This window comes from Amycolatopsis granulosa (assembly GCF_011758745.1).
Classification (GTDB): domain Bacteria; phylum Actinomycetota; class Actinomycetes; order Mycobacteriales; family Pseudonocardiaceae; genus Amycolatopsis_E; species Amycolatopsis_E granulosa.
Genome location: NZ_JAANOV010000001.1, coordinates 957,000 through 980,687 on the forward strand (window position 1 = coordinate 957,000; position 23,688 = coordinate 980,687).

The 23,688-nt window shown below is 72.3% G+C and carries 25 protein-coding genes; 13 read left to right on the top strand and 12 right to left on the bottom strand.

Translation table 11 applies throughout. From position 1 onward, the window contains the following. Positions 1-11 precede the first annotated feature (11 nt). Together FHX45_RS27935 and FHX45_RS27940 are read left to right on the top strand one after the other, a co-directional pair. Positions 12-545 (top strand): DMT family transporter, encoded by a 534-nt coding sequence (locus FHX45_RS27935; RefSeq protein ID WP_243868923.1) that lies wholly within the window; start codon positions 12-14, stop codon positions 543-545. Continuing rightward, a complete protein-coding gene (locus FHX45_RS27940; RefSeq protein ID WP_243868924.1) occupies positions 521-880 on the top strand; it encodes a DMT family protein in 360 nt (119 codons plus the stop codon). The genes FHX45_RS27935 and FHX45_RS27940 overlap by 25 nt, the downstream gene beginning before the upstream one ends. Before the next feature lies 1 nt (position 881). Here FHX45_RS27940 and FHX45_RS04700 read toward each other — a convergent pair whose 3' ends face one another. Beyond that, positions 882-1,328, bottom strand: a complete 447-nt coding sequence (locus FHX45_RS04700; protein ID WP_167096970.1) for a DoxX family protein — start codon at positions 1,326-1,328, stop codon at positions 882-884. Between the two features lie 168 nt (positions 1,329-1,496). On the opposite strand from FHX45_RS04700, the gene FHX45_RS04705 reads away from it, so the two are divergent. The 9 genes from FHX45_RS04705 to FHX45_RS04745 all read left to right on the top strand — a co-directional run bounded on the left by FHX45_RS04705 (position 1,497) and on the right by FHX45_RS04745 (position 10,282). Then, positions 1,497-1,682 carry a hypothetical protein gene (locus FHX45_RS04705; protein WP_167096972.1) on the top strand — a complete coding sequence of 62 codons (186 nt, stop codon included), beginning with the start codon at positions 1,497-1,499 and terminating at the stop codon, positions 1,680-1,682. Positions 1,683-2,142: 460 nt separating this feature from the next. Further along, positions 2,143-3,438 (top strand): glycosyltransferase 87 family protein, encoded by a 1,296-nt coding sequence (locus FHX45_RS04710; RefSeq protein WP_167096974.1) that lies wholly within the window; start codon positions 2,143-2,145, stop codon positions 3,436-3,438. A gap of 52 nt (positions 3,439-3,490) precedes the next feature. Beyond that, positions 3,491-4,225 carry a DUF899 family protein gene (locus tag FHX45_RS04715; RefSeq protein ID WP_167096976.1) on the top strand — a complete coding sequence of 245 codons (735 nt, stop codon included), beginning with the start codon at positions 3,491-3,493 and terminating at the stop codon, positions 4,223-4,225. 231 nt (positions 4,226-4,456) lie between these two features. Further along, the gene (gene fabG / locus FHX45_RS04720) at positions 4,457-5,218 is read left to right on the top strand and encodes a 3-oxoacyl-ACP reductase FabG (protein ID WP_167096978.1); all 762 of its coding nucleotides are present in this window, start codon (positions 4,457-4,459) and stop codon (positions 5,216-5,218) included. 4 nt (positions 5,219-5,222) lie between these two features. Beyond that, the gene (locus tag FHX45_RS04725; protein WP_167096980.1) at positions 5,223-5,675 is read left to right on the top strand and encodes a MaoC family dehydratase; all 453 of its coding nucleotides are present in this window, start codon (positions 5,223-5,225) and stop codon (positions 5,673-5,675) included. 83 nt (positions 5,676-5,758) lie between these two features. Next, a complete protein-coding gene (locus FHX45_RS04730; protein WP_167096982.1) occupies positions 5,759-6,778 on the top strand; it encodes a phosphotransferase in 1,020 nt (339 codons plus the stop codon). Between the two features lie 2 nt (positions 6,779-6,780). Then, positions 6,781-8,001 carry an acyl-CoA dehydrogenase family protein gene (locus FHX45_RS04735; protein ID WP_167096984.1) on the top strand — a complete coding sequence of 407 codons (1,221 nt, stop codon included), beginning with the start codon at positions 6,781-6,783 and terminating at the stop codon, positions 7,999-8,001. Continuing rightward, positions 7,998-9,185: an acyl-CoA dehydrogenase family protein gene (locus FHX45_RS04740; protein ID WP_167096986.1), complete on the top strand. Its 1,188-nt coding sequence runs from the start codon at positions 7,998-8,000 to the stop codon at positions 9,183-9,185. Before FHX45_RS04735 ends, FHX45_RS04740 begins: the two co-directional genes overlap by 4 nt. After that, entirely contained in the window at positions 9,182-10,282 is a 1,101-nt protein-coding gene (locus FHX45_RS04745) for an acyl-CoA dehydrogenase family protein (protein ID WP_167096988.1), read from the top strand. Before FHX45_RS04740 ends, FHX45_RS04745 begins: the two co-directional genes overlap by 4 nt. 54 nt (positions 10,283-10,336) lie before the next feature. Here the strand turns inward: FHX45_RS04745 and FHX45_RS04750 are convergent, their stop codons facing one another. From FHX45_RS04750 to FHX45_RS04760, 3 genes are all read right to left on the bottom strand, one after another. After that, on the bottom strand, positions 10,337-10,912 hold the full coding sequence (locus FHX45_RS04750) for a TetR/AcrR family transcriptional regulator (RefSeq protein WP_167096990.1): 576 nt from the start codon (positions 10,910-10,912) through the stop codon (positions 10,337-10,339). Between the two features lie 122 nt (positions 10,913-11,034). Then, positions 11,035-11,820, bottom strand: a complete 786-nt coding sequence (locus FHX45_RS04755) for an SDR family NAD(P)-dependent oxidoreductase (protein WP_167096992.1) — start codon at positions 11,818-11,820, stop codon at positions 11,035-11,037. Further along, positions 11,817-12,572, bottom strand: a complete 756-nt coding sequence (locus tag FHX45_RS04760; protein ID WP_167096993.1) for an SDR family oxidoreductase — start codon at positions 12,570-12,572, stop codon at positions 11,817-11,819. Before FHX45_RS04760 ends, FHX45_RS04755 begins: the two co-directional genes overlap by 4 nt. A 110-nt stretch (positions 12,573-12,682) precedes the next feature. On the opposite strand from FHX45_RS04760, the gene FHX45_RS04765 reads away from it, so the two are divergent. Together FHX45_RS04765 and FHX45_RS04770 are read left to right on the top strand one after the other, a co-directional pair. Next, positions 12,683-13,294, top strand: coding sequence for a TetR/AcrR family transcriptional regulator (locus FHX45_RS04765; RefSeq protein WP_167096995.1), 612 nt, complete (start codon positions 12,683-12,685; stop codon positions 13,292-13,294). Positions 13,295-13,429: 135 nt separating this feature from the next. Continuing rightward, complete coding sequence (locus tag FHX45_RS04770; RefSeq protein WP_167096997.1) at positions 13,430-13,888, top strand: nucleoside deaminase; 459 nt, start codon at positions 13,430-13,432, stop codon at positions 13,886-13,888. Positions 13,889-14,095: 207 nt separating this feature from the next. Here the strand turns inward: FHX45_RS04770 and FHX45_RS04775 are convergent, their stop codons facing one another. From FHX45_RS04775 to FHX45_RS04810, 8 genes are all read right to left on the bottom strand, one after another. Beyond that, positions 14,096-14,359: a hypothetical protein gene (locus FHX45_RS04775; protein ID WP_341771352.1), complete on the bottom strand. Its 264-nt coding sequence runs from the start codon at positions 14,357-14,359 to the stop codon at positions 14,096-14,098. A gap of 91 nt (positions 14,360-14,450) precedes the next feature. Then, positions 14,451-15,077 (bottom strand): TetR family transcriptional regulator, encoded by a 627-nt coding sequence (locus FHX45_RS04780; RefSeq protein WP_167096998.1) that lies wholly within the window; start codon positions 15,075-15,077, stop codon positions 14,451-14,453. Positions 15,078-15,091: 14 nt separating this feature from the next. Further along, positions 15,092-16,249, bottom strand: coding sequence for an acyl-CoA dehydrogenase family protein (locus FHX45_RS04785; protein ID WP_167097001.1), 1,158 nt, complete (start codon positions 16,247-16,249; stop codon positions 15,092-15,094). Further along, positions 16,246-18,192, bottom strand: a complete 1,947-nt coding sequence (locus FHX45_RS04790) for an ATP-binding protein (RefSeq protein WP_167097003.1) — start codon at positions 18,190-18,192, stop codon at positions 16,246-16,248. The genes FHX45_RS04785 and FHX45_RS04790 overlap by 4 nt, the downstream gene beginning before the upstream one ends. Before the next feature lie 5 nt (positions 18,193-18,197). After that, positions 18,198-19,796, bottom strand: a complete 1,599-nt coding sequence (locus FHX45_RS04795) for an acyl-CoA carboxylase subunit beta (RefSeq protein ID WP_208405805.1) — start codon at positions 19,794-19,796, stop codon at positions 18,198-18,200. Then, positions 19,793-20,941 carry an acyl-CoA dehydrogenase family protein gene (locus FHX45_RS04800; protein ID WP_167097005.1) on the bottom strand — a complete coding sequence of 383 codons (1,149 nt, stop codon included), beginning with the start codon at positions 20,939-20,941 and terminating at the stop codon, positions 19,793-19,795. Before FHX45_RS04800 ends, FHX45_RS04795 begins: the two co-directional genes overlap by 4 nt. After that, on the bottom strand, positions 20,938-22,632 hold the full coding sequence (locus tag FHX45_RS04805) for an acyclic terpene utilization AtuA family protein (protein ID WP_167097007.1): 1,695 nt from the start codon (positions 22,630-22,632) through the stop codon (positions 20,938-20,940). The genes FHX45_RS04800 and FHX45_RS04805 overlap by 4 nt, the downstream gene beginning before the upstream one ends. Further along, positions 22,629-23,411, bottom strand: a complete 783-nt coding sequence (locus tag FHX45_RS04810; RefSeq protein WP_167097009.1) for a TIGR03084 family metal-binding protein — start codon at positions 23,409-23,411, stop codon at positions 22,629-22,631. The genes FHX45_RS04805 and FHX45_RS04810 overlap by 4 nt, the downstream gene beginning before the upstream one ends. Positions 23,412-23,688 lie beyond the last annotated feature (277 nt).

Here is a 23,688-nt window from a genome sequence, read left to right on the forward strand (position 1 = left end):
ACCGTGAAACCGTGCTGACCGTGCTCCTGGCGGTGCTCGCCGCCTTCGCGAACGCCGCGGGGTCCGTGCTGCAGCGCGCCGGGACGCGGAAACAGCCCCAGGGCGGCGACCTCGATGTCGCGGCGCTCAAGGGGCTCGTCACCACTCCGGTGTGGGTCGCGGGTGTACTCGTGATGCTGTCGGGTCTGGTGCTGCAAGCCGCGGCCCTCGCGACCGGGCCGATCGTCGGGGTGCAGCCGATCATGGTCGCGGAGCTGGCGTTCACGCTCGTGCTGTCCGCGCTGGTGTTCCACACCCGCCTGCGCACGCGCGACTGGGTCGCCGCGGTCGGGATGGCGGCGGCGGTGGGGCTGCTGCTGTTCGCGCTCGCCCCGGGCCGCGGTGATCCCGGGAAGGTCTCCGCGCTGGAGTGGCTGCTGGGCAGCGCGGTGACGGTCGCCTGCGTGGCGGTGCTCGTGACCGCGGGGCGGCGGAACGAGACGACGTACCACGCGGCCTTCCTGGGCGCCGGTGCCGGCATGTGGTTCGGTTCACCGCGGTCCTGATGGCCGGGATCACCGCGGCGCTGCGAGCCGGCGGGGTGAGCGGTCTGTTCCAGGCGTGGCAGACCTACGCGATGCTGGTCGCCGGGCCCATCGGGTTCTTCCTGCTGCAGACGGCGCTGCGGGCCGGGCGGCTCGTCGCCGCCCAGCCCGGGCTCGTGCTGACCAACCCGCTGGTCGCGCTGGGCTGGGACCTGCTGGTGTTCGGGGAGCACGTCCGCGGCAGGCCGTGGATCATCGCCGACCTGGCCGCCGCGGGAGCGCTGGCCTGCTGCACCGTGCTGCTGGCCGGGTCGCCGCTGCTGCGCGACGAGGACCTCGCCCGGCAGCCGGCCTGAGTCACGCTCCCACGGGGACGCGCTCCGCCCGCTCGGCCGCGCCCCGCCGCCGCAGGCCGGCGAGCGCGAACCGGCCCGGTCCGGTGACCGCGATCAGCAGGAACACCCAGCTGTACAGGGCCGCCGGCTCCCCCATGTTCTGCAGCGGCAACGCGGCCAGGGGCTGGTGGACGGTGAAGTAGGCATAGGCCATGACACCGGAGCAGAGCAGCGCCGCGGCCCGCGTGCCGAGGCCCACCAGCACGAGCACGCCACCCACCAGTTCGATCAGCCCGGCCCACCAGCCGGGCCACACCGCGAACGGCATGGCGCCGCCCTGACCGTCGATGCCGCCGAACGCGCCGAACCCCTGGAGCCCGTGGCAGGCGAACAACAGCCCCACCACGATGCGGACGACACCCAGGACGACCGGGGTGAGCGATGCCTGCGAGACCGGAATGCGTGTCATGATCGATCCTTCCGCCGAAGTTGCTGTCCTGATCACGTCGAAGCAGAACGAGCCGGATCGACACGGTGGGTGAACTTCTTCCGGCCCGCCGCCCCCCGTCGCCCGGGGTGGCCGCCGTTTGACCCGCGCGCCGTGGGGAATTCCCACCGCACCCGGGAAGGAGTCACCATGAACGACAAGGCGAACCACAAGCCGGAGTCGGCGCCGGGCATTCCGCAGTCCGACCCGCCGCAGGGCGGCCCGAACGCCGACGAGTCGTCCCCGAACCCGGCCGATCTGGCCCCGGGCTTCGGCGGCACCTCGGAGACCCGGCCGCCGAGCGCGGAGGAGGACGAGCCGGACAACGGCTCCTGACCGGCCCGTTCCCCCTCCGGACCTGATCGCACCCTCGCGACGTCGTCCCCCGGCCAACACGCCACCCCGCCAGGCAAACACGCCGCCCCGGCCGGCAAACACGCGCGGTTCGCCGCTCCGGTCCGCGTGTTCGCCGCTCCGGGGCACTGGGGCGCGGACGGGCCGGGGGCATCTGCTTCCGCGTCTCGCGGCGCGCTGGCCGGCCGTGCCACCATCCCGCCCCGTCACCGGAGGGCCGGCCGTCCCATACCGTGCCGAGCGATCGGGCGGGGGCCGCCGACCGTACCGCCGCATCGGGCGGCCGGCCCGCAGCCCGCCTGGCGCGTCGTCCGCACGCCCGTCGCTGATCAGGGGGCCTCCACGCCGGCACCGTGGGGGCCGCTGCCAGAATGGCGATCACTGGGGCACGCGGCCCGGGGCCGCGTCATGACTGGGGGTCGACGTGAGTGGTGCCGGTGGCATGGTCTGGACCAGCCGGATCGCGGCGTGGTGGGACGCCGTCCAGGAACAGCCGGAGACACTGCGCCGGATCCGGTTCCGTGCCGCCATGGTCCTGGTGCTGTCCGTGGCCACGTGGGTGCTGGCCGTGCCGGGGTTCATCGACCTGCACGTCTACCGCACGGGCGGCCTGGCGTGGCGGACCGGTGTCGGACTGTACTCACCGGAGTTCGCCCAGATGGTGCCGGGCGCCCGCCTGCCGTTCACGTATCCGCCGTTCGCGGCGATCCTGTTCGCCCCGGTGCAGCTGCTGCAGTGGCACCTGTCGAAGTTCGTGATCAGCTTCGTCTCGGCGGCCGCCCTCGCGGTGACCACCACGCTCGTGGCCCGGCGCCTCTTCGCGCGGCAGGCGGTGGCCGATGCCGTGGGCATGAGCGCGGCCGCGCTGTGGGTGCTGTCCGAGCCGGTCCGGCAGACCATCTGGTACGGGCAGATCAACCTGATCCTGATGGGCCTCGTCGCGGCGGACTGCCTGCTGCCGCGCACCCGATGGCCGCGTGGCCTCCTGGTCGGCGTGGCGGCGGCGATCAAACTGACCCCCGCCGTGTTCGTGCTGCTGTTCCTCGTCCGGGGCCGGTACCGGGCGGCGGCGACCGCGCTCGGCTCGTTCGCCGCGTGCGGGCTCGTCGCGTGGCTGCTCGCGCCGCACGACTCCGTCGAGTACTGGACGCAGACGCTGTTCCAGACCGACCGCATCGGCGGCGCGGTGTACGCGTACAACCAGAACATCCAGGCCGTGCTGGCGCGCCTGCTGCCCGGGAGCAATCTGCTGTGGGCCGTGCTCGCGGCCGCGGCGATGGCCCTGGCCGTCGTGGCGGCCCGCCGCGCCCGCGACGAGGTGACCGCACTGCTGGCGATCGCCGCGGGAGGGCTGCTCGCATCGCCGGTGAGCTGGTCGCACCACTGGGTGTGGGTGCTGCCCGCGGCCCTCGTGCTGGTCGTGCGCGCCCCGCGCTGGAGCCCGGTGCTGGTGGTGTTCGCCGTCGGGCCGCACGCGTTGCTGCCCCAGACCGACAACGTGGAGATGCGGTGGACGTGGTGGCAGCACGTGCTCGGCTCGTCGTATCTGCTGATCACGGTGTTCGTGCTGGTGTGGCTGGCCGTCCGGCCCGCGCCGGCTCGGCCGCCGTACGGGGGGAATTCGGGTTCGGCCCCGCTCGTTGGCAGTGGTGGCGGCCGGTATCGCCCGTCCCGATCTGGCGATACCGGCGGCCCTGAGCTCGCGCCGGAGGAGGACGTCACCGGCCCGGTACGCTGATGCGCCCACACCACTGCTTGCGCCCCGCACCTGGCGGGAGTAGGCAGGGCGGATGGCCGACACCTCGCACCACCCGCTCCCCCCGGTCACCGACCGGCGCGGCTGGCAGGCGAAGATCGATGAGCTCCGGGCCGGGGAGAAGGCCCACACACGCGCCGGCGACGCCCTCGCCGCGGCGCGCCGCCGGCTGCCGATGGTCGAGGTCGACCCGGCCACGACGCTGATCGGGTCCGACGGGCCGGTGCCGCTGATCGACGTGTTCGACGGCCGGTCCCAGCTGATCGCCTACTTCCACATGTGGCACACCGGCCGGCCCGCAGCCGGGCAGTGCGAGGGCTGCACCTTCTCCACCTCGCACATCACCGAGCTGTCCTACCTGCACTCGCGGGACGTCAGCTACGCCACCTTCTGCGAGGGCCCCTACCCGGAGAGCTCCCGCTACCGCGACTTCATGGGCTGGACGGTTCCCTGGTACGCGGTGCCGCCGGAGTCGGTGGCCGAGCTCGTCGCGGGCCGGCACTTCGGCATCCTGGCCTGCTACCTCCGCGACGGTGGCCGGGTGTTCGAGACGTACTGGACCACCGCCCGCGGCAACGAGGTGATGGCACCGTCGTACGGGCTGCTGGACCTGACGGTGCACGGCCGCCAGGAGTTCTGGGAGGACTCGCCGGACGGCTGGCCGCAGCGCTGGGGTTCCCGGGGCGGTCAGTTCAGCATCGACGGCCGCCCCATCGCCCAGTGGCCGCGGATCGCGGCCGGCCGCGACGACAGGCTCGGCGACGACTGAGCAGGTGTCCCGCCCTGGCGTCCCGGAGCGCGACCTGGCCGGTGCATTGTGGACAGTTCGCCCCGTCCGGTGGTGGCCGCCGAACAGCTCGCGCTCGCTGCACCGGCGGTCCCGTCACTACGATCGAACCACACTGGAAGTGACCTAGGTCACTTAGCCGCACCGCACCGGAGGCGAGTAGCTTTCTAAGCGCTCGCTTACCGACGCGCTCAACGACGAGGAGGAGTTCCCGTGACCGAGTCCCACTCCCGGGTCGCCATCGTGACCGGCGCCGGCCGAGGTATCGGCGCCGCGGTCGCACGCAAGCTGGCCGCGGACGGTTTCGCCGTCGCCCTGCTCGACCTCAACGAGGAGTCCGTGAAGCAGGGCGCGGAGGACATCACCTCCGCCGGTGGCAAGGCGATCGGGATCGCGCTCGACGTCAGCAACACCGAGCAGGTCGAGGCCGCGGTGGGCCGGGTCGCCGAAGAACTGGGTGCGCCGACCGTGCTGATCAACAACGCCGGCATCACCCGGGACAACCTGATCTTCAAGATGTCCGACGAGGATTGGGACGCGGTGCTGAACGTGCACCTGCGGGGCTCGTTCCTGATGACGCGCGCGACCCAGAAGTACATGACCGAGCAGCGCTGGGGCCGGATCGTGAACCTGTCCAGCACCTCCGCGCTGGGCAACCGCGGCCAGGTCAACTACTCGGCGGCCAAGGCCGGCATGCAGGGCTTCACCAAGACGCTGGCGATCGAGCTGGGCAAGTTCGGCATCACCGCGAACGCGATCGCACCGGGCTTCATCGCCACGGACATGACCGCGGCGACCGCCGAGCGGCTGGGCGTGTCGTTCGAGGACTTCAAGGCCGCCGCGGCCAAGGAGATCCCGGTGCAGCGCGTGGGCACGCCGGATGACATCGCGAACACCGTGTCGTTCCTGGTCAGCGAGGGCGCCGGGTTCGTCTCCGGCCAGGTCGTCTACGTGGCCGGCGGACCGAAGGACTGACATCATGCGCGTCTTCTCCGGACTGGACGAGCTCACCCGGGCGGTGGGCGAAACGCTCGGCACGAGCGAGTGGCACACCGTCACGCAGGAGCAGGTGAACACCTTCGCCGACGCCACCGGTGACCACCAGTGGATCCACGTGGACGTCGAGAAGGCGAAGCAGGGCCCGTTCGGCGCCCCGATCGCCCACGGCTTCCTGACGCTGTCGATGCTGTCGATGCTCGCGCAGTCCGCCTACCGGGTGGACAACCTGACGATGGGCATCAACTACGGCCTGAACAAGGTGCGCTTCCCGCAGCCGGTCAAGGTCGGGGCGAAGATCCGCGGCGTGGCCGAGCTGGTCGAGGTCACCGACGTGCCGGGCGGCAAGCAGGCCGTGACGCGGTGGACCATCGAGATCGACGGCGAGACCAAGCCGGCGTGCGTGGCCGAGTGGGTCACGCGGCACCTCGGCTGAGGGCGAGCCCGCCTCCGGGCGGGCTTCCGCTACGGTAGCCACATACCGACTGGTCGGTACAGCAATGAGGCAAGGAGGCCAGTGTGACCCAGGAAGACCTGCCCGGACTCGATCTCGCGCGGCTGCGCGGCTACCTGGACGAGCACTTCCCCGGGCTCGTGCGGGGCCCGCTGACCGGCGAGGTCGTGCAGGGCGGCCGCTCGAACCTGACCTACATCGTCGGCGACGGCACCAGCCGCTGGGTGGTGCGGCGGCCCCCGCTCGGGCACGTCCTGCCGACGGCGCACGACATGGTCCGCGAGCACCGGGTGATCAGCGCGCTCGGCGGGACCGCGGTGCCGGTGCCGCGCACGGTCGCGCTGTGCGAGGACAGCGAGGTCCTCGGCGCGTCGTTCTACGTCATGGAGTTCGTGCCGGGCACCCCCTACCGGGCGGCGAGCGAACTGGCGGCGCTCGGCCCGCAGCGCACCAGGGCGATCGCCGAATCCCTGATGGACACGCTCGTCGACCTGCACGCGGTGGATCCGGTCGCGGTCGGGCTCGCCGACTTCGGGCGGCCGGAGGGCTTCCTGGAGCGGCAGGTGCGCCGGTGGAAGAAGCAGCTGGACGCCTCGCGCAGCCGGGACCTGCCGGGCGTGGAGGACCTGCACGACCAGCTGGCACGGGCCATCCCGGTGTCCGGGCCGGCGGCGATCGTGCACGGCGACTACCGGCTGGACAACGTCCTGGTCGACTCGACCGACCGGATCACCGCGGTGCTGGACTGGGAGATGTCCACCCTCGGCGATCCGCTGACCGACCTGGCGCTGCTCATCGCCTACGCCGAGCGGGACAAGGTCGACCTGGAGATCGTGTCCAACGTCAGCACCGCACCCGGCTACCCGGGCAGCGACGAGATGATCGCGCGGTACGCGGACCGCTCCGGCCGGGACGTCTCGGCGCTGGACTGGTACGTCGCGTTCGCGTTCTTCAAGCTCGCGGTGATCCTGGAAGGCATTTACTACCGGTTCAGCCAGGGCAAGACCGTGGGCACCGGTTTCGACCAGATCGGCGCCGCGGTCGTCCCGCTCGTCAGCCTCGGACTCGACACCCTCAAGGACTGATCATGGATTTCGCCTTCGACGCACGCACCGAGGAGCTGCGGGACCGGCTCCTGGAGTTCATGGACTCGCACATCTACCCCGCCGAGCCGGTCTATGAGGAGCAGCTGGCGCAGCGGGAGAACGAGTGGACCTTCCCGCCGATCGTGGCGGACCTGCAGGCCGAGGCGCGCAAGCGCGGCCTGTGGAACTTCTTCCTGCCCGGCGAGCACGGGCCGGGGCTGACGAACCTGCAGTACGCGCCGCTGGCGGAGATCACCGGCCGCAGCCCGCACCTGGCGCCGATCGCGCTGAACTGCGCGGCACCGGACACCGGGAACATGGAAGTCCTCGCGATGTTCGGCACCGAGCAGCAGCGCAAGCAGTGGCTGCAACCGCTGCTGGACGGCGAGATCCGCTCGGCGTTCGCGATGACCGAGCCGGAGGTGGCCTCCTCCGACGCGCGCAACATCGCCACCAGCATCCGCCGCGACGGCGACTCCTACGTCGTCACCGGCCGCAAGTGGTACATCACCGGCGCGATGAACCCGAACTGCAAGATCTTCATCGTGATGGGCAAGACCGACCCGGACGCCGAGCCGCACCGCCAGCAGAGCCAGATCCTGGTGCCGCGGGACACCCCGGGCGTGCACGTCACGCGCGGCATGCACGTGTTCGGCTACACCGACGGCTCGCACGGCGGGCACGCCGAGGTGGTGTTCGACGAGGCACGGGTGCCGGCCGAGAACCTGATCGGCGAGGAGGGCGACGGGTTCGCCATCGCGCAGGCGCGGCTTGGCCCGGGCCGCATCCACCACTGCATGCGCTCGATCGGGATCGCCGAGCGCGCCATCGAGATGATGTGCCGCCGCACACTGAGCCGGTCCGCGTTCGGCAAGCCGATCGCCGAGCAGGGCGTGGTGCAGGACTGGATCGCCGAGGCCCGGGTGCAGGTCGAGCAGTTGCGGCTGCTGGTGCTCAAGACCGCGTGGCTGATGGACACCGTCGGCAACCGCGGTGCGCACACCGAGATCCAGGCGATCAAGATCGCCACCCCGAAGACCGTCGAGTGGATCCTGGACAAGGCGATCCAGGCCCACGGCGCGGGCGGGCTGTCCCAGGACTTCCCGCTGGCCCAGATGTGGGCCGGCATCCGCACGCTCCGCTTCGCCGACGGACCGGACGAGGTCCACAAGCGCTCGCTCGCCCACCGCGAGCTGAAGAAGTACCGATCGGAGGCCCGATGAGCACGCTGACCGCCGACGACCTGCGTACCCGGGTGGGCGAGCTGCTCGCCGCCCACCCACCGGCGAGCACGGACCGGCTGGACTTCCTGCGGGCGCGGTTCGACGCCGGCCTGGCCTGGGTGCACTACCCGGAGGGCCTGGGCGGGCTGGGCGCGCCGCGGGAGCTGCAGAACGTCGTCGAGGCCGAGCTGGCCAAGGCGGGCGCCCCGGACAACAACCCGCGCCGGATCGGCATCGGGCTGGGGATGGCCGCGCCCACGATCCTGCGGTTCGGCACCGACGAGCAGAAACGGCGCTACCTTCGTCCACTGTGGACCGGCGAGGAGGTGTGGTGCCAGCTGTTCAGCGAACCGGGCGCCGGCTCCGACCTTGCCGCACTGGGCACCCGCGCGGTGCGCGACGGGGACGAGTGGGTGGTCGACGGGCAGAAGGTGTGGACCTCGGTCGCACACATCGCCCGGTTCGGCATCCTGGTCACCCGCACCGACCCGGACGTGCCCAAGCACCAGGGCATGACCTACTTCATCTGCGACATGACCGATCCGGGCGTGGAGGTGCGGCCGCTGCGGCAGCTCACCGGCGAGGCCGAGTTCAACGAGGTGTTCCTGTCGGGGGTGCGGATCCCCGACGACAACCGGCTGGGCGCGGTCGGCGAGGGCTGGAAGGTCGCGCAGACGACGCTGATGAACGAACGGGTCGCGATCGGCGGCAACGCGATGCCGCGTGAGGGCGGTCTGATCGGGATGGTGGCGCGGACCTGGCGGGAACGCCCGGAACTGCGCACGCCCGAGCTGCACGACCGGTTGCTGAAGCTGTGGGTGGAGGCCGAGGCCGCGCGCCTGGCCGGGCAGCGGTTGCGCCAGCAGCTGGCGGTGGGCGCACCGGGACCGGAGGGTTCGGCGATGAAGCTGGCGTTCGCGAAGCTCCAGCAGGCGCTGACCGGTCTGGAGGTCGAACTGTCCGGGGAGGACGGTCTGCGCTACGACGACTGGACGTTGCGCCGGCCGGAGAAGGTCGACATGCTCGGCCGCGGCCCCGGGTACCGCTACCTTCGTGCCAAGGGCAACTCGATCGAGGGCGGCACCTCCGAGGTGCTGCGCAACATCATCTCCGAACGCGTGCTCGGCCTGCCGTCCGAGCCGCGGGTGGACAAGGACGTCGCGTGGAAGGACCTGCCGCGGTGAGCGATCTGCTGTACTCCGAGGTCGAGGAGGACCTGCGGGCCAGTGTCCGGGACCTGCTGACCGACCGGGCCGGGTTCACCTCCGTGCTGGCGCGGACCGAGAGCGCCGAGCCGTACGACCTGAAACTGTGGCGCACGCTGGCCGCTGATCTCGGCCTGGCCGGGCTGGCGGTGCCGGAGTCGCTGGGCGGGCAGGGTGCGTCCCACCGCGAGGTGGCGGTGGTGCTGGAGGAGCTGGGCCGGTCGGTGGCGCCGGTGCCGTTCCTCGGGAGCGCGGTGCTCGCGACGGCGGCGCTGCTGGCGGCCGGTGACCGGGAACTGGTGCCCCGCCTGGCCGGTGGCGAGCTGATCGGGGCGCTGGCGGTGCCGCTGACCTCGGCGCCGGAGTCCGGGTTCCCGGACGGGGTTTCGGCGAACACCGAGGGCGCCTTGAGCGGCGCGGTCCGCGCGGTGGCGGACGCGCCGGTGGCGGACGTGCTGATCGTGCCGGCCGCGGGACCGGACGGTCCGGGTCTGTACGCAGTGGAGAAAGCCGCGGCGACGGTGAGCGACGTGGTGTCGCTGGACCTGACGCGGCGGCTGGCCGATGTGTCGTTCGACAACGCGTCGTCCCGGTTGCTGGCGTCCGGAGCGGAGGCCCGGTCGGCGTTGCGGCAGGCGTTGCGCGCGGGCGCCGGGTTGCTGGCCTCGGAGCAGGTCGGGCTGGCGCAGCGGTGCCTGGAAGAGACGGTGGCGTACCTGAAGCAGCGTTACCAGTTCGGCCGTCCGGTGGGTTCGTTCCAGGCGCTCAAGCACCGCCTGGCGGACCTGTACCTGGAGCTCGTGTCGGCGCGCGCCACGGCCCGGCACGCCGCGGACACCCTGGCCACCGGCGATGACGATGTGCCGGTCGCGGTCGCCGTGGCGGCCGCGACGTGCTCCGCGGTGGCCCTGCACGCGGCCGAGGAGTCGGTGCAGCTGCACGGCGGCATCGGGATGACCTGGGAGCACCCCGCGCACCTGTACCTCAAGCGCGCCAAGAGCGACGAGCTCGCACTCGGCACGCCGGGACGGCATCGGGCCGCGCTGGCCGGGCTGGTGGACCTGCCGCCCGCCTGAGTGGTTCATACCCCCGGGCGGCCGGTGGTGCGCCGGCCGCGCCGGGGTGCGCGCTCAGGGCCGCAGCGAGTCGACCAGGAGATCGGCGTAGTGCTCGCCGACCTCGCGTGCGCTCAACCGGCCGTCGCTGCGGTACCAGAACGCCAGGTGGTGCACCGAACCGAAGAAGAAGTCCACGACGATGTCCGCCGGCTTGTCGGTGCGGAACACGCCGTCGCGCTGGCCTTCCTCGACCAGGGACCGGAACAGCACGTGGAAGTGGCGCCGATCGGCCCGCACGGCCTTGCGTTTGTCGGCGCCGAGCTGGTGCATGGACTGGAAGAAGATCGTGGTGTCGTCGAGGTTCTCGATGCTGCTCACCACGACGTCCACCGCCGCCGACCGCAGCCGGGCGCGCACCGGCTCACCATTGTGGACGACCTTCTCCAGCTGCTCGGTCTGCAGGCGCAGCACCCGGCCGTAGATCTCGTGCAGCAGATCGTCCTTGGAGCCGAAGTAGTGGTACATCGCGCCCTTGGTGACCCCGGCCGCGGTGACGATCTCCTGGACCGACGTGCGGTCGAACCCCCGCTCGGCGAACAACCGCGTCGCCACCGACAGCAGTCTCGCCGGCACCGGCTCCTCGGTCATCGCCCACGTCCCTCCTCGACCGGCACAGCATACCCGCGCCCGGGCGTCCACCCTGGTCACACGCGGTCCGGTGCGCCACCCGCTCCCGCCGGCGCGCCCCGAGGTGGCCGCGCCCGGGCCGCTCATCGCTCCTGCGCGGCCTCGACCTTGCGCTGCAGCTTGTTCATCCCGCCGAGCCACCGGTCCGTCTCGGTCGCGCGGGTGGCGTAGTACGCGGCCACCTCGGGGTGCGGCAGGATCAGGAACCGGTCGTCGGCGAAGGCCGCCATCACCGAATCGGCCACCTGGGACGGTTCGATCGCCGACGCACCCATGATCAGCTGACCCGCGGTGCCGGTCGCGGCGAGCATGTCCGTCTTCACGCCCTGCGGGCAGATCGCCTGGACCGTGATGCCGCGGTGGCGGTAGGTGGCGCTCAGCCACTCGGCGAACGCGAGCGCCCCGTGCTTGGTCACCGAGTACGGCGCCGAGCCGAGGCTGGTCAGCAACCCGGCCGCGGACACCGTGGCGAGGAACCGGCCGCGCCCGCGGGCCAGCCAGCCCGGCAACAGCTCGTTGGCGGCCCGGACGTGGGCCATCACGTTCACGTCCCACGCCCGTGCCCACACCTCCTCGGGAGCTTCCGGGCCGCCGTGCGGGGCGACGCCGGCGTTGGCGCAGTACAGGTCGATGCCACCCAGCTCGTCGCTCGCCCGCGAGACCAGGGCGGCGACGCCGTCCACGCTCGCCGCGTCACCGGTCACCGCGACCGCGCCGACCTCGGCGGCGACGGCCTGCACCGCCGGCGCGTCGAGGTCGGCGAGCACGATCCGGGCCCCCTCGGCGGCGAACCGCCGGGCCAGCGCCGCGCCGATGCCGCCACCGCCACCGGTGATCACCACACCGGCCCCGCGCAACGGGAAGCTCACAGACCGCCCCCCAGCGTCAGGCCGCCGTCCAGGACCACCGTCTGCCCGGTGATCCAGCCGGCCTCGTCGGAGAGCAGGAACGCGACCGCACCGGCGATGTCCTCGGGCACGCCCAGCCGCTTCATCGGGTAGGCCGCGGAGACCTCTTCCTCGCGGCCCTCGTAGAGCGCGGTGGCGAACTGCGTCTTCACCACCGCCGGGGCGACGGCGTTGACCCGGATCTTCGGGCCGAGCTCGACCGCGAGTTCCTGGGTCATCCGGACCACGGCCGCCTTGCTCACGCCGTACATGCCGATGCCCGGCGAAGCCCGCAGCCCGGCGACGGAGGCGACGTTGACGACGGCGCCGCCGTGTTCACCCAGCCACGCGTCGCGGGCCTTGCGCAGCCAGGCCAGCGGCGCGAGGACGTTGACGGTGAAGATCTTGGCCGCGACCTCGGGGTCGATGTCGAGCAACGGGCCGTAGACCGGGTTGATCCCGGTGTTGTTGACCAGGATGTCCAGCCGCCCGAAGCTCTCCAGCGTCTTCGCGATCGCCTCGTCCTGGTGGGCCGGGTCGTCGGCCTTGCCGGCCACCGCCATGGCGACGCCGGGGCCGCCCAGCTCGTTCACGGCGTCGGCCAGCGGCTCGGGCTTGCGGGCGGTGATGCACACCCGCGCGCCGCGCTGCACCAGCTCGCGGGCGATGCCGAAGCCGATACCCCGGCTCGCGCCGGTGACGATCGCGACGCGGTCCTTGAACGAGTTCACCATGAGGTCTCCTGTCTCCTGTCCACGTGACTAAGCGCTCGCTTACAATGGTGACACCCGGACCGCCGTGTCAAGTCTCCCGCCAAGCGGTTCCCGACTGGGAGGATGCCGCCATGACGATCTCGCTGTCCGCCGAACTGTGGCCGGACGTGCAGCCGGACGCGGCGCGACGGTTGATGCAGGCCGCGGTCGAGTCGTTCGCGCGCCGCGGCTACCACGCCACGACAACGCGTGACATCGCGAGCGCGGCGGGCATGAGTCCCGCCGCGCTGTACGTGCACTTCCCGTCGAAGGCGGCGCTGCTGTTCGCCATCAGCAAGAGCGGCCACCAGCAGACCCTCGACCTGGTCGAGGACGTCGCCCGGCGCGCCGACGAGCCGGCCGAGCGGATGCGCCGCATCGTCGCGGACTTCGTCGCCTGGCACGCCCGCCGGCACACGATCGCCCGGGTGGTGCAGTACGAGCTGCAGGCGCTGCCGGAGCAGGAGTACCAGGTGGTGGCCGACCTGCGGCGGCGCATCGAGCACATCGTGCGGGAGGTCATCGTCGAGGGGGTGGCCCGCGGGCAGTTCGAGGTGGCCGACGTCAAGACGGCCGCGCGGGCGGTGCTGTCGCTGGGCGTCGACGTGGCACGCTGGTACACCGAACGCACCGGCAAGACGCCGAAGGCGCTCGGCCGCGAGTACGGGGACCTGGCACTGCGCATGCTCGGCGCGCAGCCCTGACCGCGACGGTGCCACACCGCCACGGTAGTGGTCATACCAAGCGGTCGGTCAGCGGAGTCACGAGGACCGCCTCCGGGCGCCGGATCCGCCGCCCGGGCCGTCCTGGGCGTCGCCGGCTGCCTCTACAGTGGGCGCATGCTGAAACCGGATCCCGGCGAGCTGCTCGCCGTCGCCCGCGACGAGGCCCTGCTCGGCCGCTCCGAGGGCGGGGTGCCCATCGGGGCGGCGCTGTTCACCGTGGACGGCGAGCTGCTCGGCCGGGGTCACAACCGGCGGGTTCAGGACGACGATCCGGCGATGCACGCCGAGACCGCGGCCTTCCGCGCCGCGGGCCGGCGGCCGCACTACCGCGACACGGTCATGGTGACGACTCTCTCACCGTGCTGGTACTGCAGCGGTCTGGTGCGGCAGTTCGGCATCTCGCACGTGGTGATCGGCGAGACCCGCACGTTCTCCGGCGCCCACTGCTGGCTCGCCGGGCTGGGCGTGGGCATCACGATCGTGGACGACCCGGAGTGCGTGGCGCTGATGACCGGGTTCATCGAGCAGCACCCGGAGCTGTGGTTCGAAGACATCGGCGCCGGGACGTCCTGACCCGCACCACCGCTCCCGGTGCAGGACCGCTTCCGACGCAGGACCGCGCGCCGGCCGGTGCGTGGGGCCGTGCTCGCATTAGGTGCTGAGCGAGGAGCCGCGGATCGGCCGCGGCGTGATGGTCGGCATCGCCGACGATCACGGAGAACGCCGGGCACGTCCGGCGGGAACGGGACCCGCGGGAGGTGCCCGCGCGGCAGGTTCCGGTCAGGCCACGTGGCCCACGGCCGGCGCGAGCACGGCGCGGCCGGCGTCGGTCAGGACGGCGGGCACCCGGCGCTCACCGTCCTCGGTCGCCGGGCGGATGTAGCCGCCGTGAGCGAGGGCGTGCGCCGTCATCTGGTCACAGCAGGCGACCCCGTCGATGAAGAGGTCCGGCTCGCAGCTCGACGACATCACGGCGCGGCCCTGGGCCACCGCCCGCAACATCGCCCTCGCGCGATGGGACAGCTCGTCACCTGTACCGGACACCGGGATCAACCCCCTTGCGTCGTCACCTGCTGTTGTCCCAGTTATCGCACATTGGTCCATTAGTGTTAACGACCGAGGCGGCGACACGCCGTCAGCCACCCACCGAGGTGATTTCCGGGGTGACTTCCGGATCGGGCACGGCGGGTCCGAGGACCCGCACCCAGTGGCGGATGATGCGCCGGCGACGGGCGGTGTCGTCGGCGAGGAGGTTCGCCAGGCCGAGCCCGCGGGCGAGGTCGAGGGTCGTCTGGACGAGCTCGCGCACGCCCGGCCGGCTCTCGTCCACCCCCAGCAGCTCCACCGCGAGCCGGTGCGCCTCGCGCCCGACCTTGGCCTGCAGCGGGACGAGCACGGCCCGCAGCGACTCGTCGCTGGACGCGGCCACCCACAGGTGCAGGGCGGCGCGGAACATCGGCCCGGTGTAGAGGTTGAGCAGCATGTCGACCACCGGCTCGATGCGGGACCGCCCGGCGGGCAGCCCGTGGGCGTCCCGCCGCATCTCGTCGATCTGCACCTCGCCGACGTACTCGACGGCCGCGGTGACCAGGTCCTCCCGGGTCGGGAAGTGGTGCTGGGCGGCCCCGCGCGAAACGCCGGCGCGCTGCGCGATCAGCGCGACCGTGGTGCCGGCCCACCCGACCTCGCCGATGCAGTCCACGGCTGCCTCGATGAGTTTGCGGCGGGTGGTCCGGCTGCGCTCCTGGCGGGGCTCCGGCACGGGTCTTCCCTTCTTCAGTACGACTTCGGCAGGCCGAGGGAGTGCTGGGCGACGAAGTTGAGGACCATCTCGCGGCTGACCGGCGCGATCCGGCCCACCCGGACGGCCCCGAGCAGGGTGCCGAGCCCGTACTCCGACGCCATGCCGTTGCCGCCGTGGGTCTGGATGGCCTGGTCGACCGCCTTGATGGCGACCTCCGCGGCAGCGTACTTGGCCATGTTCGCGGCCTCGCCGGCACCGAGGTCGTCGCCCGAGTCGTAGCGGGCCGCGGCCTTCTGGGTCATCAGCCCGGCCAGCTCCAGTTCGATCTTGATCTGCGCCAGCGGATGGGCCAGCCCCTGGTGGGAACCGATCGGCGCACCCCACACGCTGCGCTGCTTCGCGTACGCCACACCCTTGTCCAGCGCATAGCGGGCGATGCCGAGGGAGAACGAGGCACCCATGATCCGCTCCGGGTTCAGGCCCGCGAACAGCTGCGCCAGCGCGGCGTCCTCACTGCCGACGAGCGCCTCCGCGGGCAGCCGGACGTCGTCGAGGAACAGGCCGAACTGCTTGTCCGCCGAGACCAGATCCATCTCGATCTGCCGGTACTCCAGCCCGGGCGTGTTCGTGGGCACGATGAACAGCGCGGGCTTGAGCTTGCCGGTCCTGGCGTCCGCGGTGCGGCCGACGACGAGCACCGCGTCGGCCTCGTCGACACCGGAGATGAACACCTTGCGCCCGTTGAGGATCCAGTCGGCACCGTCGCGCCGGGCCGTGGTCGTCAGCCGGTGGGCATTGGACCCGGCGTCGGGCTCGGTGATGGCGAACGACATCCGCACCTCGCCGGTGGCGAACCGGGGCAGCCACGAGCGCCGCTGCTCGTCGGTGCCGTAGCGGGCGATGACGGTGGCGCAGATCGCCGGGGACACCACCATCAGCAGCATCGGCGTGCCCGCCGCGCAGAACTCCTCGCACACCGCGGCCAGGTCACCGATGCCGCCTCCGCCGCCGCCGTACTCCGCCGGCACCGCGACCCCGAGGTAACCCAGGCGCCCGGCCTCGTTCCACAGGTCGCTGGTGTGGCCGCCGCTGCGGGCGACCTTGGTGTAGTACTCGTGACCGTAGCCGCGGGCCAGGTCGCCCACTGCCTGGCGCAGCGCGATCCGCTCGGGCGACTCGACGAAGTTCATGCTCGCTCCTTGGGGGTGACGACGGCGAGGACGGTGCCGGGTTCGACCTGACGGCCCACGGACACGGGGAGTTCGGTGACCTCGCCGTCGGCGGGTGCGGTGATCCGGTGTTCCATCTTCATGGCTTCCAGCCACAGCAGCGGGTCGCCGGCGGCGACGGTGTCCCCCACCGCGACGGCGATCCGCAGCACGGTGCCGGGCATCGGCGCGACCAGCGAGCCGGCGGCGAGCGCGGCGTCCGGGTCGGTGAACCGCGGCACCGGGACCAGGTCGACGGCACCGAGCGCGGAGTCGACGCAGACCAGCCCGGGGTACCGGCCGACGGTGAACACGCGCCGGATCCCGCCGGCGTCGAGCACCACGCGCCCCGGGCTCATCTCGACGACGTCGGCGTCGTCCACCCGCAGCCCGGCGTGGTAGGCCACTTCGACCTCGGTGTCCCCGGCGAGGTAGCGCTTGCGCGACGGCGCGGACGGCACGTTGCGCCACCCGGCAGGCAGCCGCGGCAGCGTGGTCGCCGCGGCGCGGTTCGCCGCGGCCTCGGCCAGGGCCGCCGCGGTCGCCGACAGCCGCACCGCGGTGGCGTCCGCGGCCGGCCGGGACAGCACGTCCAGCCCGTGCCGGCCGAGGAACGCGGTGTCCGTGTGCCCGGCCAGGAACTCCGGGTGCCGCAGCACGTTGACCAGCAGGTCGCGGTTGGTGCGCAGCCCGTGGATCCGCGCCCCGGACAGTGCCCGGGCGAGCCGCCGGGCCGCCTCGGCCCGGGTGGGCGCCCAGGCGATCACCTTGGCGAGCATCGGATCGTAGTGCACCCCGACCACGGAGCCGTCCGCCACGCCCGCGTCCAGCCGCAGCCCGGCCGCGCCGCCGAGGGCGAACTCGGTGTCCACGCCCGGGATGTGGAACCGGTGCAGCGTGCCGCTCTGCGGCTGCCACCCGGCGGCGGGGTCTTCGGCGTACAGCCGCACCTCGATCGCGTGCCCGCGGGCGGGCGGTGGCTCGGCGGGCAGCCGCTCCCCTTCGGCGATGCGGATCTGGAGCGCGACCAGGTCCAGGCCGGTGACGCACTCGGTGACCGGGTGCTCGACCTGCAGCCGGGTGTTCATCTCCAGGAAGTAGAACCGCCCGTCGTCCGTCGCCAGGAACTCCACGGTGCCCGCGCCGACGTAGTCGATCGCCTTCGCCGCCTTGCGCGCGGCGTCGAACAGCTCGGCCCGCATCGCGTCGCCGACCAGCGGCGAGGGTGCCTCCTCGACGACCTTCTGGTGCCGGCGCTGGATCGAGCACTCCCGCTCCCCCAGCGCCCAGACCGTGCCGTGGGTGTCGGCGAGCACCTGGACCTCGATGTGCCGCCCGGTCTCCAGGTAGCGCTCGCAGAACACCGTCGGGTCGCCGAACGCCGACGCCGCTTCCGCGCGGGCGCTGTCCACGGCCCCGGCCAGCTCGGCCAGCGACCGCACGACCCGCATCCCCCGGCCACCACCGCCGGCGGATGCCTTGACCAGCACCGGCAGGTCGGCCTCGGTGACCGCCGCGGGGTCCAGTTCGGACAGTACCGGCACCCCGGCGGCCGCCATCAGCCGTTTGGACTCCACCTTGGAGCCCATGGTCGCGATCGCGGACGGCGGCGGGCCGATCCAGGTGAGCCCGGCGTCGAGCACCGCCTGCGCGAACGCGGCGTTCTCCGACAGGAACCCGTAACCGGGGTGCACGGCGTCCGCGCCGGCCGCGCGCGCGGCCTCGACCAGCAGGTCCGCGCGCAGGTAGGTCTCGGACGGGGTGTTGCCGGGCAGCCGGACCGCCGCGTCGGCCTCGGCCACGTGCGGCGAGCCCGCGTCGGCGTCGGAGAACACGGCCGTGCGGGCGATGCCGAGCGCGGTGCAGGTGCGGAACACGCGGCGGGCGATCTCGCCGCGGTTGGCAACCAAGATGTTGTCGATCACGTCACTCACATCCGGAAGACGCCGAAGCCCTCGGCGCCCCTGATCGGTCCATTGTGGATGGCGGACAGGCACAGCCCGAGCACGGTGCGGGTGTCGCGCGGGTCGATGATGCCGTCGTCGTAGAGCATGCCGGACAGGAACATCGGCATCGACTCGGCCTCGATCCGCTGCTCGACCATGGCGCGCATCGCGGCGTCGGCGTCCTCGTCGTAGGGCTGGCCACGCCCGGCGGCCGCCTGCCGGGCGACGATCGAGAGCACGCCGGCCAGCTGCGCCGGGCCCATCACGGCGGACTTGGCGCTGGGCCAGGCGAACAGGAACCTCGGCCCGTAGGCGCGGCCGCACATGCCGTAGTGCCCGGCCCCGTAGGAGGCGCCCATCAGCACGGACAGGTGCGGCACCGTCGAGTTGGACACCGCGTTGATCATCATGGCGCCGTGCTTGATGATGCCGCCCTGCTCGTACTCCTTGCCGACCATGTACCCGGTGGTGTTGTGCAGGAACAGCAGCGGCGTGTCGGTCTGGTTGGCGAGCTGGATGAACTGGGTGGCCTTCTGCGACTCCTCGCTGAACAGCACCCCGCGGGCATTGGCGAGGATGCCGACGGGGTAGCCGTGCAGGTTCGCCCAGCCGGTGACCAGGCTGGTGCCGTAGAGCGGTTTGAACTCGTCGAAGTCGGAGCCGTCGACGATCCGGCCGATCACCTCGCGCGGGTCGAACGGGATCTTCAGGTCGGCCGGCACGATCCCGAGCAGGTCCTGTGCGTCCAGCAGCGGCTCGGGGTGGTCCGGTTTCGGCGGCGGACCCTGCTTGCGCCAGTTGAGCCGCTTGACGATACCGCGGCCGACGCGGATCGCGTCCTGCTCGTCGTGGGCGAGGTAGTCGGCCAGCCCGGAGGTGCGGGCGTGCATTTCCGCACCGCCCAGCGATTCGTCGTCGGACTCCTCCCCGGTGGCCATCTTGACCAGTGGCGGGCCGCCGAGGAACACCTTGGCGCGTTCCTTGACCATCACCACGTAGTCGGACATGCCGGGCAGGTAGGCGCCGCCGGCCGTGGAGTTGCCGAACACGAGCGCGATGGTCGGGATCCGGGCCGCCGAGGAGGTGGTCAGGTTGCGGAACGTGCGCCCGCCCGGGATGAAGATCTCCTTCTGGGTGGGCAGGTCCGCGCCACCGGACTCGACCAGGTTGATCGTCGGCAGCCGGTTCTCCGCCGCGATCTCGGCGGCCCGCAGGCCCTTCTTCAGGCTGGACGGGTTGCTCGCGCCGCCCTTCACGGTCGGGTCGTTGGCGATGATCATGCACTCGACGCCTTCCACGACCCCGATGCCGGTGACCAGGCTGCCACCGACGTGGTAGTCGGTGCCCCACGCGGCCAGCGGCGAGAGCTCCAGGAACGGCGAGTCCTCGTCGACGAGCAGCTCGATCCGCTCGCGGGCGAGGAGCTTCCCGCGTGTGCGGTGCCGCTCGACGTACTTCTCGCCGCCGCCCGCGATCGCCTTGGCGTGCTCGGCCACCAGCTCGGCGAGCTTGGCCTCCATCGCCTCCCGGTTGGCCGCGAACTCCGGGCTGTCGGTGTCCACTCCGGACCGGATCACGCTCAAGCCGTGTACCCCAATCTCTTCGCCGCGAGACCCGCCAGGATCTCGTTGGTGCCGCCACCGATGCCGAGAATGCGGACATCGCGGTAGTGCCGCTCCACTTCGGACTCCCGCAGGTACCCGAGGCCGCCGTGCAGCTGGACCGCCTCGCTCACGACCCACTCGGCCGTCTCGACCGCGGTGTTCTTCGCGAAGCACGCCTCCGCGATGACCTCCTCGCCCGCCACGAACCGCTGCGCGACGTGCCGCGTGTAGACGCGCGCCAGCTCGGTCCGCCGGGCCATCTCCACCAGCTTGTGCTGCACGAGTTGCCGTGAGATCAGCGGCCGGCCGAACGTCTCCCGCAGCCGGCACCACCGCACGGTCAGATCGAGCGCGCGCTGTGCCGTCGCGTAGCCCTGCACCGCGAGCGAGAGCCGTTCGGTGACGAAGTGGGTGGCGATCTGGAGGAAGCCGGTGTTCTCCTCGCCGACCAGGTTCGCCGCGGGCACGCGGGCGTCGGCGAAGGACAGTTCCGCGGTGTCCGAGCAGTGCCAGCCCATCTTCTCCAGCTTGCGGCTCACGGTGAACCCGGGCGTGCCGCGTTCGACGACCAGCAGCGACACCCCGTGCGCGCCCGGGCCGCCGGTGCGCACCGCGGTGGTGACGAAGTCGGCGCGGGTGCCGGAGGTGATGAAGGTCTTGGCACCGTTGACGACGTAGTGGTCGCCCTCGCGGCGGGCGGTGGTGCGGATACCGGCCACGTCCGAGCCGCCGTCCGGCTCGGTGATCGCCAGCGACCCGATGAGCCGGCCCTCGACCGTCGGCCGCACCCAGCGGTCGATCTGCCCCGGGTCACCGGCCGTGACCAGGTGCGGCAGCGCGATCCCGTTGGTGAACAGCGACGCGATAAGGCCGCCCGAGCCACCCGCGGACAGGATTTCCTCGGTCACGGTCATCGCGTCGAGGAAGTTCCCGCCACCACCGCCCACGGCCTCCGGGAAGGACACGCCGAGCAGACCGATCTCCCCGGCCTTGCGGTGCAGGTCCCGCGGCAGTTCCCCGGCGCGCTCCCACGCGTCCAGGTGCGGCAGCACCTCGGCCTGGACGAACCGGCGCACGGTCTCGCGCAGGGCGGTCCGCTCCGGTGTGGCGAACGGGTCGGTCACAGCAGCACCTCCGGGATGTCGGCGTGCCGGGAGCGCAGCCACTCGCCCAGCGCCTTGGCCTGCGGGTCGAACCGGGCCTGCGACGCGACGCCCTGCCCGAGCAGCCCCTCGACCACGAAGTTGAGCGCCCGCAGGTTCGGCAGGACGTACCGGCGGACGGGCAGGTTCGCGGTCTCCGGCAGCAACCGGCGGAACTGCGCGACGGTGAGGAAGTGCGCGAGCCACCGCCACGCCTCGTCCGACCGGACCCACACGCCGAGGTTGGCGTCGCCGCCCTTGTCCCCGCTGCGCGCGCCCGCGACCGTACCGAGCGGCACCCGGCGGACCGGCCCTGCCGGCAGCGGCTCCGGCGGCTCCGGTTCGTCCACTTCGGACAGCTCCAGGGTGCCGGCCGGCGCCGCGATGTCGACCTGGGACCCGTCGGGCAGGACGGCCACGTGCGGCACCTCGGCGGCGTCCACGTAGGCCGCCGTGTAGACGCCGTAGGGTGAGGCGTCCGAGGGCGGCGCGGTGACGTGGAAACCGGGGTAGCTCGCCAGTGCCAGCTCGATGGCCGCCCCGCTGAACGCCCGCCCGGCCACCTTCGGATCGGCGTCCTTGACCGCGCAGTGCAGCAGAGCGCTGGCCCGCTGCTCGGTGTCGGCGTCGGCGTGGTCGGTGCGGGCCAGGGTCCACCGGATCTCGGCCGGTGGCCGGTCCGCGAGCGCGCCTTCGAGCTGGGCGCGTACCAGGGCCGCCTTGGCGTCGATGTCCAGCCCCGTCAGCACGAACGTGGTCTCGTTGCGGAACCCGCCGAGGGTGTTCAGGCACACCTTGAGCGTGGGTGGTGGCGGCTCCCCGCGGGTGCCGGAGATCCGCACGCGGTCCGGGCCGTCCGCGGTGAGTGCCAGCGTGTCGAACCGGGCGGTGACATCCGGTCCGGCGTAGCGCGGGCCGGTGATCTCGTACAGCAGCTGGGCGGTGACGGTGCCGGTGGTCACCGCTCCCCCGGTGCCCGGGTGTTTGGTGATCACGCTGGAGCCGTCGGCGGCGATCTCCGCGATCGGGAACCCGGGCGTGCCGAGGTCGTGCTCGGTGAAGAACGCGTAGTTGCCGCCGGTCGCCTGGGCGCCGCACTCGATGACGTGCCCGGCGGCGACCGCGCCGGCGAGCGCGTCGTAGTCGTCGCGGGCCCACCCGAAGTGCGCCGCGGCCGGGCCGACCACCAGCGATGCGTCGGTGACCCGCCCGGTGACCACCACGTCCGCGCCGCGCTCCAGGCAGGCGGCGATGCCCCAGGCACCGAGGTAGGCGTTGGCGGTCAACGGTTTTCCCAGCCCCAGTTCGTCCGCCCGGGGCAGCAGGTCGTCGCCCGCCACGTGCGCCACGGCGACGTGCAGCCCGAGCTCGTCCGCCAGCTCACGGATCGCCTCCGCCAGCCCGGCCGGGTTCAGCCCGCCCGCGTTGGTGACGATCTTGACGTCATTCTCCTTGGCCAGGGCCAGGTTCTCGGCCATCTGACGCAGGAAGGTCCTGGCGTAGCCGCGGGAGGCGTCCTTGAGCCGGTCGCGGCCGAGGATCAGCATGGTCAGCTCGGCGAGGTAGTCGCCGGTCAGCACGTCCAGCGGACCGCCGGTGAGCATCTCGCGCACCGCGGAGAACCGGTCGCCGTAGAAGCCGGAGGCGTTGCCGATGCGCAGGACGCCGCTCATGCGAACTGTCCCGCCCTGCGGCCGGAACCGGGCGGGCCGGCGAAGGCCTGCGCGATCTCCAGCCACTTGCGGGCGTCCGCGCCGACGGCCACCACGTCGGTGTCGGCCGGGTGCCGCCGCTGGGTGACGATCAGGCAGAAGCCGAGTGCGGAACCGGTGACCCGCTGGGCGGCGTCCGGTGGTCCGAACGTCCACTTCGCACCGTCCGTTCCGGACAGTTCGACGCGGAACTCCGCGGCGGGCGCGGCGAGTCCGTGCACCGAGAACGCGAAGTCGCGGGTGCGGACACCGAACCGCGCGATGTGCCACAGCCGGCGGGTCGGCTCGTGCCGCAGCCCGAGCGCGTCGTGGACGTCCTGCGCGTGAGCCCAGGTCTCCATCAGCCGGGCGGTCGCCATCGACGCCGCGCTCATCGGCGGCCCGTACCACGGAAGCTTCTGCCCCTCCGGTACCTGCGCCAGCTCCTCGGCCAGCTGCGCACGCCCTGCGCGCCACAGTGCCAGCAGCTCCTCGCGCGGCTTTTCGGCCAGCTCCCGCGCACCCTGGTCGACGAAGTCCGCACCCGCCGTCAGCGCCCGCTGCACCTCGGCCGGGAAGTCCCCGGGGCTGCGCACCGCGATCAGCGCCTTGGCGTCGGTCCACGCCAGGTGCGCGATCTGGTGCGCGATCGTCCAGCCCTCCGCCGGGGTGGGGGTCGACCACTCGGCCCCGGTCACCAGCTCGTCCAGCTCCCGGCTCTCGCCGGCCAGGTCCTCCAGGATCGGTCCGGGGTCCGCCACGCCATCCGCCTCCTTGCGCACGCTTCGCAGCGAAGCGTGACACCCCGGTACGGAAAAATCAAGCACGCTTGATTGTTTTTCCTAGCACGGTGTGTCGACACGCCCGCATCTTGGGGTGCCCGGGCAGCGGTACCCCAAGATGTAGTCTTCGATCACCGGCGGGGCCGCACGCCTGAAGAGGCGCGGGCGGGGCCCTCCGGGACGAGTCGTGCCCACCCCCAGCACGCCGGCACCCAGGCCGGTGTGCCGATGAAACGCGCCCGAAAACGGAGTGATG

What these genes read in the sequence shown, in the direction of transcription:
- FHX45_RS04765 (WP_167096995.1), top strand. Translation starts at nt 12,683, where the DNA reads ATGACGATCTCGCTGTCCGCCGAACTGTGGCCGGACGTGCAGCCGGAC.
- FHX45_RS04770 (WP_167096997.1), top strand. Translation starts at nt 13,430, where the DNA reads ATGCTGAAACCGGATCCCGGCGAGCTGCTCGCCGTCGCCCGCGACGAG.
- FHX45_RS04805 (WP_167097007.1), bottom strand. Translation starts at nt 22,632, where the DNA reads ATGAGCGGCGTCCTGCGCATCGGCAACGCCTCCGGCTTCTACGGCGAC.
- FHX45_RS04735 (WP_167096984.1), top strand. Translation starts at nt 6,781, where the DNA reads ATGGATTTCGCCTTCGACGCACGCACCGAGGAGCTGCGGGACCGGCTC.
- FHX45_RS04760 (WP_167096993.1), bottom strand. Translation starts at nt 12,572, where the DNA reads ATGGTGAACTCGTTCAAGGACCGCGTCGCGATCGTCACCGGCGCGAGC.
- FHX45_RS04750 (WP_167096990.1), bottom strand. Translation starts at nt 10,912, where the DNA reads ATGACCGAGGAGCCGGTGCCGGCGAGACTGCTGTCGGTGGCGACGCGG.
- FHX45_RS04705 (WP_167096972.1), top strand. Translation starts at nt 1,497, where the DNA reads ATGAACGACAAGGCGAACCACAAGCCGGAGTCGGCGCCGGGCATTCCG.
- FHX45_RS04725 (WP_167096980.1), top strand. Translation starts at nt 5,223, where the DNA reads ATGCGCGTCTTCTCCGGACTGGACGAGCTCACCCGGGCGGTGGGCGAA.
- FHX45_RS04700 (WP_167096970.1), bottom strand. Translation starts at nt 1,328, where the DNA reads ATGACACGCATTCCGGTCTCGCAGGCATCGCTCACCCCGGTCGTCCTG.
- FHX45_RS04740 (WP_167096986.1), top strand. Translation starts at nt 7,998, where the DNA reads ATGAGCACGCTGACCGCCGACGACCTGCGTACCCGGGTGGGCGAGCTG.
- FHX45_RS04710 (WP_167096974.1), top strand. Translation starts at nt 2,143, where the DNA reads ATGGTCTGGACCAGCCGGATCGCGGCGTGGTGGGACGCCGTCCAGGAA.
- FHX45_RS04785 (WP_167097001.1), bottom strand. Translation starts at nt 16,249, where the DNA reads ATGAACTTCGTCGAGTCGCCCGAGCGGATCGCGCTGCGCCAGGCAGTG.
- FHX45_RS04715 (WP_167096976.1), top strand. Translation starts at nt 3,491, where the DNA reads ATGGCCGACACCTCGCACCACCCGCTCCCCCCGGTCACCGACCGGCGC.